The sequence below is a fragment of the Plantactinospora sp. B6F1 genome, assembly GCF_040120695.1.
Taxonomy (GTDB): Bacteria; Actinomycetota; Actinomycetes; order Mycobacteriales; family Micromonosporaceae; genus Plantactinospora.
The window spans coordinates 23295-36477 of record NZ_JBEEAC010000001.1; the positions used below are offsets into that span (position 1 = coordinate 23295).

At 74.2% G+C, this 13183-nt stretch carries 12 protein-coding genes; all 12 read left to right on the forward strand.

Annotated elements, in window-relative coordinates; all coding sequences use genetic code 11:
• Window position 1: 1 nt before the first annotated feature.
• The gene (locus ABNF97_RS00120; RefSeq protein WP_349337214.1) at window positions 2–1123 is read left to right on the forward strand and encodes a beta-ketoacyl synthase N-terminal-like domain-containing protein; all 1122 of its coding nucleotides are present in this window, start codon (window positions 2–4) and stop codon (window positions 1121–1123) included.
• Between the two features lie 3 nt (window positions 1124–1126).
• On the forward strand, window positions 1127–2950 hold the full coding sequence (gene accD, locus ABNF97_RS00125) for an acetyl-CoA carboxylase, carboxyltransferase subunit beta (RefSeq protein WP_349337215.1): 1824 nt from the start codon (window positions 1127–1129) through the stop codon (window positions 2948–2950).
• Entirely contained in the window at window positions 2943–3548 is a 606-nt protein-coding gene (locus ABNF97_RS00130; RefSeq protein WP_349337216.1) for an acetyl-CoA carboxylase biotin carboxyl carrier protein, read from the forward strand. Before accD ends, ABNF97_RS00130 begins: the two co-directional genes overlap by 8 nt.
• Window positions 3549–3558: 10 nt before the next feature.
• Window positions 3559–5127 (forward strand): acetyl-CoA carboxylase biotin carboxylase subunit, encoded by a 1569-nt coding sequence (locus ABNF97_RS00135; RefSeq protein ID WP_349337217.1) that lies wholly within the window; start codon window positions 3559–3561, stop codon window positions 5125–5127.
• Entirely contained in the window at window positions 5070–5258 is a 189-nt protein-coding gene (locus ABNF97_RS00140) for an acyl carrier protein (RefSeq protein ID WP_349337559.1), read from the forward strand. Before ABNF97_RS00135 ends, ABNF97_RS00140 begins: the two co-directional genes overlap by 58 nt.
• Window positions 5255–5635 carry an ApeI family dehydratase gene (locus ABNF97_RS00145; protein ID WP_130462515.1) on the forward strand — a complete coding sequence of 127 codons (381 nt, stop codon included), beginning with the start codon at window positions 5255–5257 and terminating at the stop codon, window positions 5633–5635. The genes ABNF97_RS00140 and ABNF97_RS00145 overlap by 4 nt, the downstream gene beginning before the upstream one ends.
• A complete protein-coding gene (locus tag ABNF97_RS00150) occupies window positions 5635–6138 on the forward strand; it encodes a 3-hydroxyacyl-ACP dehydratase (protein ID WP_130462516.1) in 504 nt (167 codons plus the stop codon). Before ABNF97_RS00145 ends, ABNF97_RS00150 begins: the two co-directional genes overlap by 1 nt.
• On the forward strand, window positions 6135–6881 hold the full coding sequence (gene fabG / locus ABNF97_RS00155; RefSeq protein ID WP_130462517.1) for a 3-oxoacyl-ACP reductase FabG: 747 nt from the start codon (window positions 6135–6137) through the stop codon (window positions 6879–6881). Before ABNF97_RS00150 ends, fabG begins: the two co-directional genes overlap by 4 nt.
• A 30-nt stretch (window positions 6882–6911) precedes the next feature.
• A complete protein-coding gene (locus ABNF97_RS00160) occupies window positions 6912–7664 on the forward strand; it encodes a 2-hydroxychromene-2-carboxylate isomerase (protein ID WP_349337218.1) in 753 nt (250 codons plus the stop codon).
• Window positions 7665–7787: 123 nt separating this feature from the next.
• Complete coding sequence (locus ABNF97_RS00165; protein WP_165436695.1) at window positions 7788–9623, forward strand: AMP-binding protein; 1836 nt, start codon at window positions 7788–7790, stop codon at window positions 9621–9623.
• A 5-nt stretch (window positions 9624–9628) separates the two neighbouring features.
• Complete coding sequence (locus ABNF97_RS00170) at window positions 9629–11446, forward strand: acyl-CoA dehydrogenase family protein (protein ID WP_349337219.1); 1818 nt, start codon at window positions 9629–9631, stop codon at window positions 11444–11446.
• Window positions 11443–13161: an acyl-CoA dehydrogenase family protein gene (locus ABNF97_RS00175; protein WP_349337220.1), complete on the forward strand. Its 1719-nt coding sequence runs from the start codon at window positions 11443–11445 to the stop codon at window positions 13159–13161. The genes ABNF97_RS00170 and ABNF97_RS00175 overlap by 4 nt, the downstream gene beginning before the upstream one ends.
• The last annotated feature ends 22 nt before the right edge of the window (window positions 13162–13183 follow it).

Here is a 13183-nt window from a genome sequence, read left to right on the forward strand (position 1 = left end):
GATGAGCGTCACCACCACCACCATCGCCGCGGACGAGCTGGTGCTCTCCGGCTGGTCGGCCGCGTCGGCGTTCGGGCTCGGCGCCGACCGGTTCACCGCCGGCCTGCGGGCCGGGACCGGTGCGGTGACCGCGCTGGACCCGGACGCCTGGCCCGGGCCGTACGACCGGGCCGGGCTGATCCCCGGCTTCGACGTCGCCGAGGTGCTCGGCAAGAAGGGCACCCGGTCGATGGACCGGGCCACCGGGATCGCGGTCGCCACCGTCGGGATGCTGCTCGACCGGTACGGCCGGGAGCGGCTCGGCGAGCCGGAGCGGCTCGGCCTGGTGCTGGGCACCAACTCGGGCAGCGTGCGGAGCATCATGGACTTCACCCGGGAGTCGCTGACCGGGGCGAAGCCGTTCCACGTCGACCCGGCGCGCTTCCCGAACACGGTGATGAACCGCGCCGCCGGGCAGAGCGCGATCTGGTACGGGCTGAAGGGCCCGAACACCACCATCGCGGGCGGCTCCCTGACCGGCCTGCTGGCGCTGAACTACGCCGTACGGCTGCACCGGTGCGGCCACAGCGAGCCGGTGCTCTGCGGTGCGGTCGAGGAGTACTCGGTGCCGCGCGGCTGGCTGGAGTGGCACGCCCGGTCCTCCGACGGCGTCGCCCCGGCCGGCGGCGCGACCCCGCTCGGCGAGGGTTGTGCGATCTTCCTGCTGGAGTCGTACGCCAGCGCGGTCCGGCAGCAGCGTCAACCGCTGGCGGCGGTCCGGGGTTCCCGGTTCCTCGCCTTCGCCGACCCGTCGGGGGCCCGGCCGGCGTTGGCCCGCGCCGTCGCCGAGGTGCTCGCCGGAGCCGGCCTGAGCCCGGCCGACGTCACCGTGCTGGCCGCCTCGGACAGCGGCGACGGGTTCGGCGCGCAGGAGGAGGCGGCCCTGGCCGACGTGCTCGGTGCGGCCCGGCCGACCCGGGTGCACTGCCGGGCCCTGCTCGGCGACACCTCGGCGGCGTCGTCCGCGTTCCAGCTCGCCGGTGCGCTCGGCGAGTTGGCCGACCGTCCCGACGGCGTCGCACTCGTCACCGGGGTGGACCGGGACGGCCAGGTCGGCGCCACCCTGCTCGGCTCGGTGGGCTGACCGGTGGAACCATCCACACTGGAGCGGATCAACGGGCTGCCGGACGGCGTCTGGCGGCCGTGCCCGCGCTGCGCGGCGCTGCTGCACCGGGACCGGCTGGCCCGGGCCCTGCACACCTGTCCCGAGTGCGGCCACCACCTGCCGCTGGGCGCCGACGACCGGATCGCGCTGCTGGTCGACCCGGACAGCTTCGTCGAGCACGACGCCGACCTCGCCGCCGCCGATCCGCTGGAGTTCACCGACCGGATGCCGTACCCGCAGCGGCTGGAGCGGGCCCGGGCGAAGACCGGTCGGGCCGACGGCGCGGTGCTGGGGCTGGCGACCATCGGCGGGCACCGGGTCGCCCTGGTCGTGCTCGACTTCGCCTTCCTCGGCGGCAGCATGGGCTCGGCGGTCGGCGAGAAGGTCGCCCGGGCCGCCGAGACCGCGCTGGACCACGGGGTGCCGCTGGTCGCGGTCAGCGCCTCCGGCGGCGCCCGGATGCAGGAGGGCGTCCTCTCCCTGTTGCAGATGGCCAAGACCGCCGCCGCGATCCGGCTGCTCCGGGACGCCGGGGTGCCCTACCTCAGCGTGCTCACCGATCCGGTCTACGGCGGGGTGGCCGCCTCCTTCGCCAGTCTCGGTGACGTGATCGTCGCCGAGGAGGGGACCCGGGCGGGTTTCGCCGGTCCCCGGGTGATCGAGCAGACGATCCGGCAGCCGCTGCCGGCGGGCTTCCAGACCGCGCGCTTCCTGCACGAGCACGGCCACGTCGACCTGGTGGTACGCCGGGCGGAGCTGCCCGGGGTGCTGGCCCGGCTGATCGGCTTCTGCGCGGCGGCCGGAACCGCCGCCGGCCCGGTGCCGGTTGCCGGGCCGCGGTCGTCCCGTACCCCCGGGCCGCGGCCGTCCCGTACCCCCGGGCACGAGGACCGGCCCGAGCGCTCGGTGGACGCCTGGACGGCGGTGCGCCGGGCCCGGGCCGCGGACCGGCCGACGGTGCGGCAGCACCTCGACCGGATCTTCGACGACTTCGTCGAGCTGCACGGCGACCGCTGGGAGCGGGACGACTCGGCGATCGTCGGCGGGCTGGCCCGGCTGGACGGCAGCCCGGTGGTGGTGGTCGGGACCGCCAAGGGGCGGGACACCAGGGAGAACGTGGCGAACAACTTCGGCATGCCGCATCCGGCCGGCTACCGCAAGGTGATGCGGCTGTTCGAGCTGGCGCAGCGCTGGGGCGTACCGGTGGTGACCCTGGTGGACACCCCGGGGGCCTACCCGGGGTTGGCGGCCGAGGAGGGCAACCAGAGCGGTGCGATCGCCGAGACCCTGGCCCTGGCGGCGGGGCTGCGTACCCCGGTGGTCGCGGTGATCACCGGGGAGGGCGGCAGTGGTGGCGCGCTGGCGCTGGCGGTCGCGGACCGGCTGCTGATTCAGGAGAACGGCGTCTTCTCGGTGATCAGTCCGGAGGGCTGCGCCGCGATCCTCTTCGGCGACGCCGGGCAGGCCCCGGTGGCCGCCCGCGCGCTGCGGCTGCGCGCCGAGGACCTCGGCCGGCTCGGTGTGGTCGACGAGATCCTGCCGGAGCCACCCGGTGATCCGGAGCGGGCCGCCGGACTCGTCGCCGAGGCGGTGAGCCGGCTGCTGGGCCAGCTTGCCGGGGTGCCGGTCGAGGAACTGCTGGCCGCCCGCTACCGCCGGCTGCGCGGATACGGCGTGCTGGCCCGGGACGGCGGCACCGCCCGGGACGGCGGCGGCACCATCCGGGACGGCGGCGGCACCATCCGGGACGGCGGCGGCACCGGCAGCCCGGCGGCGGAACCATGGAGGGAAGGCGCGCATGTCTGAGACGAGCAACGGTGTCCGGTCGACGAACGGCGGTCCGCCGGTCCGGGTCGACGGGGCGGCGCCGGTGCCGGAGAGCACGTTGCGCAGCGCGGTACGGGCCGCCGCCGAGGTGGCCGAGCTGGTCCGCGACCCGGCCATCCGGCGGGTCCGGGTGAGCGTGGCCGACGTCCGGATCGAGGTCGAGGCAGCCGAGGGCGGCCGGGAGCGGGTCGTCACCGCCGAGCAGGCGTCGGCTTCGGTCGTGCTGGCGTCGGTGCCCGGCGTGCCGGCCCAGGCGACCGGGACGGCGCCGAGCGCCCTATCCGGCGCGGCCGTGGCGGCGGTACCGGATGCGACCGCCGTCGCCGCGCCGGTGGGCACCGTGCCGGTGACCGCGCCGCTGATGGGGGTCTTCTACCGCCGTCCCGGCCCGGACCAGCCGCCCTTCGCCGAGATCGGCGAGCGGGTCGAGGCCGGCGACCAGGTCGCGATCGTCGAGGCGATGAAGATGATGAACCCGGTCCTCGCCGACCGGGGCGGGATCGTCCGGGCCGTCCACGTCAGCGACGGCGAGGTCGTCGAGTACGAGCAGCCGCTGCTCAGCATCGAGCCGGGCTGAGGTGCCGGACATGGTCAACCGGGTACTCATCTGCAACCGGGGCGAGATCGCCGTCCGGATCATCCGCGCCTGCCGGGACCTCGGTCTGGAAACCGTGCAGGTCTACTCCTCCGCCGACCGGGACAGCCTGGCGGTGCAGCTCGCCGACCAGTCCGTGCGGATCGGGCCGGGGTCGGTCGCCCGCAGCTACACCAACATCCCGGCCATCCTCTACGCCGCCGCCAAGTCCGGCGCCGACGCGGTGCACCCGGGCTGCGGCTTCCTCTCCGAGGATCCGGTCTTCGCCGCCTCCTGCCGGGGCGTCGGGCTCACCTTCGTCGGCCCGGCCGCCGAGCACATCGCGCTGATGGGCGACAAGGTGGCGGCCCGGGCGGCGATGCGGGCCGCCGGGGTGCCGGTACTGCCCGGCTCGGACGGCACCGTCGACTCCCTCGGCGACGCGGTCACGGTCTCCGACGAGATCGAGTTCCCGCTGATCATCAAGTCGGTGGCCGGTGGCGGCGGCCGGGGCATCGCGGTGGTGCACCGGCCCGAGGACCTGCCGCTGGCGTACGAGTCGACCCGGGCCGCCGCACGCACCCTCTTCGCCGACGACCGGGTCTACCTGGAGCGGTACCTGCCGGCCGCCCGGCACATCGAGGTGCAGGTGCTGGCCGACGGGCACGGCACCGTGCTGCACCTCGGCGAGCGGGACTGCTCGGTGCAGCGCCGGCACCAGAAGCTGGTCGAGGAGTCACCCTCCCCGGCGCTGGACCCGCGGCTGCGGGAGCGGCTCTGCGCGGCGGCGGTGGCCGGGGCCCGGGACATCGGTTACGTCAGCGCCGGCACCTTCGAGTTCCTGGTCGCGCCAGACGGGGCGGCGTACTTCATGGAGATGAACACCCGGCTCCAGGTCGAGCACCCGATCACCGAGGTACGCACCGGGATCGACATCGTCGGCTGGATGATCCGGATCGCCGCCGGGGAACGGCTGGACCTGAGCCAGTCCGACGTCCGGTTCGAGGGGCACTCGATCGAGGCGCGGATCAACGCCGAGGACGTCGACCGGGACTGGGCCGGCTCGACCGGCCGGCTGTACGGGCTGCGGATGCCGGCCGGCCCCGGCGTACGGGTGGACAGCCACCTCTACGACGGCTACGTCGTACCGCCGTTCTACGACTCGCTGCTGGCCAAGATCGTCACGTACGGCGCCACCCGGGAGGAGGCGCTGCGCCGGCTGGACCGGGCGCTGGCCGAGTACCGGTCGGCGGGGGTGACCACGAACGTCGACTTCCACCGCCGGCTGCTGCGCCATCCCGGCTTCCGGGCCGGCGACTACCAACTCGGCGTCGTCGAGTCCGTGCTCGCCGAGTCCGTGCTCGCCGAGTCCGTGCCTGCCGAGCCAACCCCGGGCGACGACGCCCACGCCGAAGCACCACGAGGTACCCACCGAAAGGACGGAAAGTCATGTCTGACCAGCTCACCACGGGGCTCGACAAGGAAGACCTCCGGCGGCTCATCGCCGACACCATCGACGTCGACCTGGCCGAGGTCACCGACGACGCCCACTTCGTCAACGACCTGGAGGTGGACTCCCTGATGGCCCTGGAGATCACCGTCCGGCTGGAGAAGCGGTACGGCGTCAAGATGGAGGAGAGCGAGCTGGTCGCGGTCAGCACGCTCGACAGCACCTACCAACTCCTCGACGGCAAGCTGCGGGCCCGGTCGTGACGCTGCGCTGCGCACCCCTGGCCGACCAGGTCGAGCTGGTCGAGGCCGACGAGACCTCCGCGGTGGCGACCGCCAAGGTGGATCCCGGTGACCCGGTCTTCGCCGGCCACTTCCCGGGCTTTCCGCTGCTGCCCGGCGTGTACCTGGTCGAACTGGTCGGTCAGACCGTCCGGGCCGCGCTGCGCGGCAGCTACCGGCCGGAACTGGCCGCCATGGACCGGTGCCGGTTCCTCAGCCCGGTCGCCCCCGGCGACGAACTCCGGATCGAGGTGGCGTTCACCTTCACCGGCCCGGAGCTGCGCTGCACGGCCACCGTCAACACCGACCGGGGGCGGGCCGCCGAGCTGCGGCTGCGGTACCGCCCGGAGGAGGACTGATGTTCGGGGTCGCCGAGATCCGGAAGGTGGTGCCGCACCGGTACCCGATCCTGCTGCTGGACCGGGTGGTCGAGCTGGTGCCGGGGGAGCGGCTGACCGCGGTGAAGGCGGTGAGCTGCACCGAGTCGTGTTACCAGTGGCTCGGTGACGAGTCCGCCGACCGCGACTACGCGTACCCGGCGACGCTGATCGTCGAGTCCTGGGCACAGGCGGGCGTGTTGCTGGCCACCTGGGAGAAGCCCAACCCGGACGTCCTGGTCGGGATGGTCGGGCTGGCCGGCGCGATCAACAACGTCAGCTTCGGTGCACCGGTGTATCCGGGTGACGTCCTGGAACACCGGGTCCGGCTGGTCAAGCTCGTCGGTGACACGGTGATCCTGGAGGGCGAGACCGTGGTCGGCGACCGGACGGTGCTCCAGGTCGGGCAGTTCGTCGAGGCGCAGCGCCCGGTCAGCGCGCTGCGCCCGGCGCAGCCGGCCGCGGTGGCCGGGGGTGTGAGATGAGTGAGAACGGACGGCGCGTCGCGCTGGTCAGCGGCGGGTCCCGGGGCATCGGCCGGGCCGTGGTGGCCCGGCTGGCCGCCGACGGCTTCGACGTGGCCTTCTGCTACCAGGCCAACGCGGAGGCGGCGGAACTGTCGGCCAAGGCCGCCCGGTCCGCCGGGGCCCGGGTGCTGACCCGGCAGGTCGACGTGGTGGATCTGGCCCAGGTACGCGACTTCGTCGCCGCCACCGAGGACGAGCTGGGCCCGATCGAGGCGGTGGTGACCGTCGCCGGGGTGACCCGGGACCGGCCGCTGGTGCTGATGGGCGAGGACGAGTGGCACGGCGTACTCCGGACCAACCTCGACGGCACCTTCACGGTGTGCCGGTCGGCGGTCTTCGCGATGATGAAGCGGAAGCGTGGATCGGTGGTGACGCTCTCCTCGGTGGCCGGGGTCGCCGGCAACGCCGGGCAGACCAACTACTCGGCCTCCAAGGCCGGGATCATCGGCTTCACCAGGGCGCTGGCCAAGGAGATGGGCCGGTACGGCATCCGGGCCAACGCCGTCGCACCGGGCTTCATCGAGACCGACATGACCTCGGGGCTGCCCCCGGCGGTCGCCAAGGAGATGCTGGGCCGGATCCCGCTGGGCCGGTTCGGCCGGGCGGAGGAGGCCGCCGACCTCGTCGGCTTCCTCGTCTCGGACCGGGCCTCCTACGTCACCGGCCAGGTCTTCCAAGTCGACGGCGGCATCGCGCTGTAGCGCGTACCGCCCCTGCCCCGAGGAGTTTCCATGGCGGTGCGCCGCACCCCACGGTTCTACTTCAGCCTGCGCAGCCCGTACTCCTGGCTCGCCTACCGGGACCTGCACCAGCGGCATCCGGAGCTTCCGTCCGAGCTGGAGTGGGTGCCGTTCTGGGAGCCGGACGAGCACAGTTCGCGGCTGCTCGCCGAGGCCGGCGGCGAATTCGTCTACACCCCGATGTCCCGGGCGAAGCACCTCTACGTGCTCGCCGACGTCCGGCGGCTCACCGCGCAGCGCGGGCTGACGTTGCGCTGGCCGGTCGACCGGGAGCCGATCTGGGAGATCCCGCACCTGGGCTACCTGGTGGCGGCGCGGCACGGTGCCGGGGCGGCGTACCTGGAGCGGGCGTACCGGGCCAGGTGGGACGAGGGGCGCGACATCTGCGACCGGGCCACGGTCGCCGGGATCGCCGCCGAGCTGGGGCTCGATCCGGCCGGGGTGTCCGGGGCGGCGGACGATCCCGAGGTACGCCGCCAGGGCGTCGCCGCACTGCTCGACATCTACCGCGACGGCGTGTTCGGGGTGCCGTTCTTCGTGCACGGCCACGACCGGTACTGGGGGGTGGACCGGCTGGACGCCTTCGCCGCCTCGGTCACCGCGAAGCGTGTCGCCGCCACGAAACCGTCGAGCGGCGCGCCGGTGGGCCCGGCGCGGGTGCCGGGGAACGGGACGGCTCCGGAACCGGTGCTCGCGGGTGCGCCGGGCCGGACCGACGAGGGACACGCCGGCGGTTGCGGCTGACCGGCCGACGGCCCGGGGCGCAGCCCGCCGATATAGCCCGAATATGGACGTCGATCGTACGGTCTGCCACGGAAACGCCGATGGCGCGGTGGATGCCGTACCGGAGAAGCCGGGGAAGTGAACGTGTCCAAGGGAAGCATCGTCGAGGCGGTCCGGCGCAACGTCGCCCGATCGCCAGGGCGGCAGGCGGTGGTGTTCTGCCGTGGTGCGGGGGACCGGTTCGTCGAAACGTCCCTGACGTACGCCGAACTCGACCGGGCGGCCCGGTCGACGGCGGCCTGGCTGGGCCGGCGGTGCCGGCCGGGCGACCGGGCGCTGCTGCTCTATCCGACCGGGCTGGAGTTCGTGGCCGGCTTCCTGGGCTGCCTCTACGCCGGAGTGATCCCGGTGCCGGTGCCGCTGCCGGCGAACTACCGGCACCACGCCGACCGGACCAGCGCGATCGCCCGGAACGCGGACGTGGCGGTGGTGCTGACCGGTCCGGAGAACCTGCGGGCGGTCGACGACTGGATGCTCCAGGAGGGGCTGGACCACTTGGCGTTCGCGGCGACCGACCTCGACGCCCCGGGCGCGGTCGCCGACGCGACGGACCCGGGCCCCGGCGCAGACGCGGCGGACCCGGGCGGGCCGGCGGCGGTCGCCGGGTGGCTGCCCTATCCGGCCCGCCCCGACGACATCGCGTTCCTCCAGTACACCTCCGGGTCGACCAGCGACCCGAAGGGCGTGATGGTCACCCACGGCAACGTGCTGCACAACATCGGTTCGGTGCACCGCACGCTCGGCTGGACCGACCAGACCCGGTTCTGCTCCTGGTTGCCGCTCTACCACGACATGGGCCTGATCGCGATGCTGATCGCGCCGCTGCTGCTCGGCAGCACGGCGGTGCTGATCCGGCCCAACGACTTCCTCAAACGGCCGCACCTGTGGCTGGAGGCTATCGACCGGTACGGCGCCGAGGTGGCCTGCGCGCCGAACTTCGCGTACGACCTCTGCGCCCGGCTGCTCAGCGACGAGCAGGTCGCCGGGCTGGACCTGTCCCGCTGGCGGTACGCCTGCAACGGCGCCGAGCCGGTCGACCCGGCCACCCTGGAGCGGTTCGCCGCCCGGTTCGCCCCGGCCGGATTCCGCTACGAGTCGTTCCTGCCGACGTACGGGCTGGCCGAGGCGACGCTCTGTGTCACCGGAGCCCGCCCGACCGGCCGCCCCGTCACCGCACACGTCGACCCCGACGCGCTGGCCCGGGACGTCTTCGCCCCGCTGCCGGCCCCGGCCGGGCTGGCCCTGGTCGGCAGCGGCCGGGTCAACGGGCTGGACGTGCGGATCATCGACCCCGGCACCTCCACCGTGCTGCCGGACGGCCGGGTCGGCGAGGTGTGGATCCGGGGCGGCAGCGTGACCCGGGGCTACTGGGGGGACCCGGAGGCGACCCGGCGGGCCTTCGGCGCGGTGACCGCGGACGGCGACGGCGGCTTCCTGCGCACCGGTGACCTCGGCGTCTTCGACGACGGCGAACTGTACGTCACCGGCCGGATCAAGGAAATGATGATCGTGCACGGCCGCAATCTCTACCCGCACGACCTGGAACGCGAGGTCCGGGAGGTGGCCGAGGCATTCGCCGGGCTGCCCTGCGCGGTCTTCTCGGTGCCGGCGCCCCGGGAGGAGATCGTGGTCGTCCAGGAGCTGCGCACCCGGAGCCGGGACGCCGTCGAGATCGCCGGGCTGGCCGGTGCGGTCAAGTCGACGCTGAGCCGGATCCTCGGGCTCCGGGTGGCGAACGTCGTGTTCGTCCGGGTCGGCCAGGTCCGGCGCACCACCAGCGGGAAGATCCAGCGCACCATGATGCGGGAACTCTTCGTCTCCGGCGTGCTGGACGCGACGTACGAGGATCTCGATCCGGAGGTCCGGCAGCGCTACCGGGCCGCCCGCGCCGGGCTGCCGGTGCCGGCCGGGCGGGGGTGAGCGGGATGCGCTATCCCGCCTTCGCGCTCGCCGAACACCTCGACCACGGCCTCGGCGACCCGCACGACCCGGGCCGGGCGGCGTCGTTCGCCCGCTGTGTCGCGCTGGACGCCCGGGAGGAGTTCCCGGCCCAGATCTGTGCCGAGCTGGACCGGCTCGGGCTACCCCGCTGGTACGTGCCGGCCGAGTACGGCGGCGAACTGCGCAGCTACGAGGAACTGCTGCACGCGGTGCGGATCCTGGCCCGCCGGGACCTGACCGTCGCGATCGGACACGGCAAGACCTACCTCGGTGCGGTCTCCGCCTGGGTCGGCGCCACCCCGGAGCAGGCCCGCCGGGTCGGTGCCGAGGTGCTCGCCGGCAGCGTCATCTCGCTGGCGCTGACCGAGCGGGAGCACGGCAGCGACCTGCTCGCCGGTGAGGTGTCGGCGGTGCCGACCGGCGCCGGCTACCGGATCGACGGGGAGAAGTGGCTGATCAACAACGCCAGCCGGGGGGATCTGGTCTGCGTACTGGCCCGAACCGAGCCGGCCGGCGGCACCCGGGGTTTCAGCCTGTTGCTGGTCGACAAGCGACGGCTGGCTCCCGGCACGTTCCGCTGCCTGCCGAAGGAGCGCACCCACGGGGTACGCGGCGCGGACATCAGCGGGATCGCGTTCACCGGCGCCGAGGTGCCGGCCGAGGCACTGCTCGGCAAAGCCGGAGCCGGCCCGGAGATCGTGCTGAAGAGTGTCCAGCTCACCCGGACGATGTGCGCGGCGATGTCGCTCGGCCTGGCCGACCAGGCGCTGCGGCTGGTCCTCGACTTCGCCACCGGGCACCGGCTCTACGACCGGGCACTCGTCGACCTGCCGCACGCCCACCGCACCCTCACCGAGGCGTACGTCGACCTGCTGATCGGCGAGGCCACCAGCGTGCTGACCGCGCGCGGCATCCACGCCACCCCCGGCGAGCTGAGCGTCACCTCGGCGGTCGCCAAGTACCTGGTGCCGACGATGATGGACCGGACCATCCCGCGACTCGGCCAGGTGCTCGGGGCCCGGGCCCTGCTCACCGCCGACCACGCCGACGGGCTGTTCCAGAAGATCGAGCGCGACCACCGGATCGTCGGGATCTTCGACGGCAACACCCTGGTCAACCTGAACACCCTGGTCAACCAGTTCCCGGGCCTGGTTCGCGGCTACCGGCGGGGCGTGGTCGACCCGGGGCTGGCCGACACGGTCGAACTGGCCCGGCCGCTGCCCGACTTCGACCGGAGCCGGCTCGCGCTGCTGTCCCGGAGCGGGTGCAGCGTGGTGCAGCAGCTGCCGGCCGCCGTCGCCGAGGTGCGGGAACTGGTCGACGCCGGCATCGCCCCGTCGGCCCTGGCCGCCCAGGCCGAGACGCTGGCCGGGCTGGTCGACGGGCTGCACGAGCGGATGGCCGCCTACCGGCCGCAACCCCGGCAGGTCCCGGCCGAGGCGTTCGGGATGGCCGGCGAGTACGCGCTCGCCTTCGCCGCCGCCGCCTGCCTGCAACTGTGGCTGCGCAACCGGCACTGGCTCGCCGACGGCCCGACCGCACCGCTCTGGGCGGACGCCCGCTGGCTGCGCGCCTGCCTGCACCGGCTGATCGGGCAGCTCCGGCCGGCCACCGCGACCGGTCCCGGACCGGACGACGGCGCCGACTACGACCGGCTGCTGCCGGACCTGCGTGCCCAGCACCGCGAGGGCCGGCTCTTCTCCCTGCTCCCGGCCCGGCTCGCCGAGGCGGGCAGGCCGGCATCCGAACCTGCGGCCCGGCCCGCCGGGGCGGCCACCCAACCCTCCGAGGTGCTCCGATGAGTGTCGACGCCGCCGTGCCCGGTGCCGCCCCGGCCCGCACCGCCGAGCCGGACCTGGAGACGTACCTCGGCGATCCGCACGACCCGGCGAACCCGGTCGGCTATCCGGCGGTGCTCGCCGCCGACGAGCGCGGCGAACTGCTCGCCGAGGGCGAGCGGGCGCTCGACGGGTACGGGCTGAACGCCGAGTTCGTGCCCCGGGCCCTCGGCGGCCGGTTCGACCGGGCCGACCGGCTGGCCCAGGTGATGCGCGCGGTGTTCCGCCGGGACACCACCCTCGGGGTCGGCTACGGGGTCACCACCTTCATCGCCGCCACCCCGGTCTGGACCAGCGGCACCGCCCAGCAGCGGCGCTGGATGGCCGACCTGCTGCTGCGGCACGGCAAGGCGTCGGCCGGCTACAACGAGCTGGCGCACGGCACCGACTTCGGCCGGGCCCGGCTGCGCGCCCGGCCCGCCGGGGACCACTTCGTGGTGACCGGTCGCAAGGAGATGGTCGGCAACCTGGGCCGGGCGGACGCGGTGACCCTCTTCGCCCGCACCGACGACCGGCCGGGCAGTCGCAGCCACTCGCACCTGCTGCTGGACATGGCCGCGCTGCCGGCGGAGCACCTGCGGCGGCTGCGCCGCCACCGGACCGCGGGTGTCCGCGGGGTGCTGCTCGGCGGGCTGGAGTTCACCGACTGCCCGGTGCCGGCCGACGCGGCCGTCGGCGACCTCGGCGCCGCGATGGAGACGGTGCTGCGGGCGTTCCAGGTGACCCGGGGCGTACTGCCCGGGATGGCGGTCGGGATCGTCGACACCCAGCTGCGTACGGTGCTGCGGTTCGCCCTCGACCGCCGGCTGTACGGGCTGCCGGTGGCCGAACTGCCGCACGCCCGGACCACCCTGGTCGACGGCTTCCTGGACCTGCTGATCAGCGACTGCCTGGCCACCGTGGTCGCCCGGGCGCTGCACCTGCTGCCGGAGCAGACCAGCGTGTACAGCGCCGCGGTGAAGTACCTGGTGCCGAAGCTGTTGCAGGAGGCGGCACACCGGCTCTCGGTGGTGCTGGGCGCCCGGTCCTACCTGCGGGACGGCCCGTACGGAATCTTCCAGAAGAACCTGCGGGACCTGCTCGCCGCGACGCTCACCCACGCCAGCGCGGCGGTCTGCCAGGCGACGATCATCCCGCAGCTGCCCCGGCTGGCCCAGCAGGGCTGGCGCTCGTCCCCGCCACCGCCGCCGGCACTGTTCCGGCTCACCGGTCCGCTGCCGCCGCTGGACTTCGGCGCGCTCGGGCTCTCCGCCCGGGGGGTGGACAGTCTGACCGCCACGCTCCGGGGCTACCTCGCCGAACCCGGTGCCGACCCGGTCGTCGGCCGGCTCTGCCGGCTCTTCACCGCCGAACTCGACCGGCTCGCCGAGATCTGCGCCGACCTGCCACCCCGGGACCGTACGGTGATCGCCGGCCGGCGCAGCTTCGAGCTGACCGACCGGTACGCCACCGTGCTGGCCGCCGCCTCCTGCCTCGGGGTGTGGCGGCACAACCAGGACGACCCGTTCCTGCGGGACACCCCGTGGCTGCTCGCCGCGCTGTCCCGGCTCGCCGGACGGCTGGGCGTCGACCCGGGCGCGGCACCGGACGGGCTGGAGCGGCACCTCTTCGTCGAACTGCTGACACGTCACCAGGACAACCGCGGCTTCGATCTCGTCAACCGGCACCTGGCCGGCTGACCGCCCGCGTCCGTACGCCAAA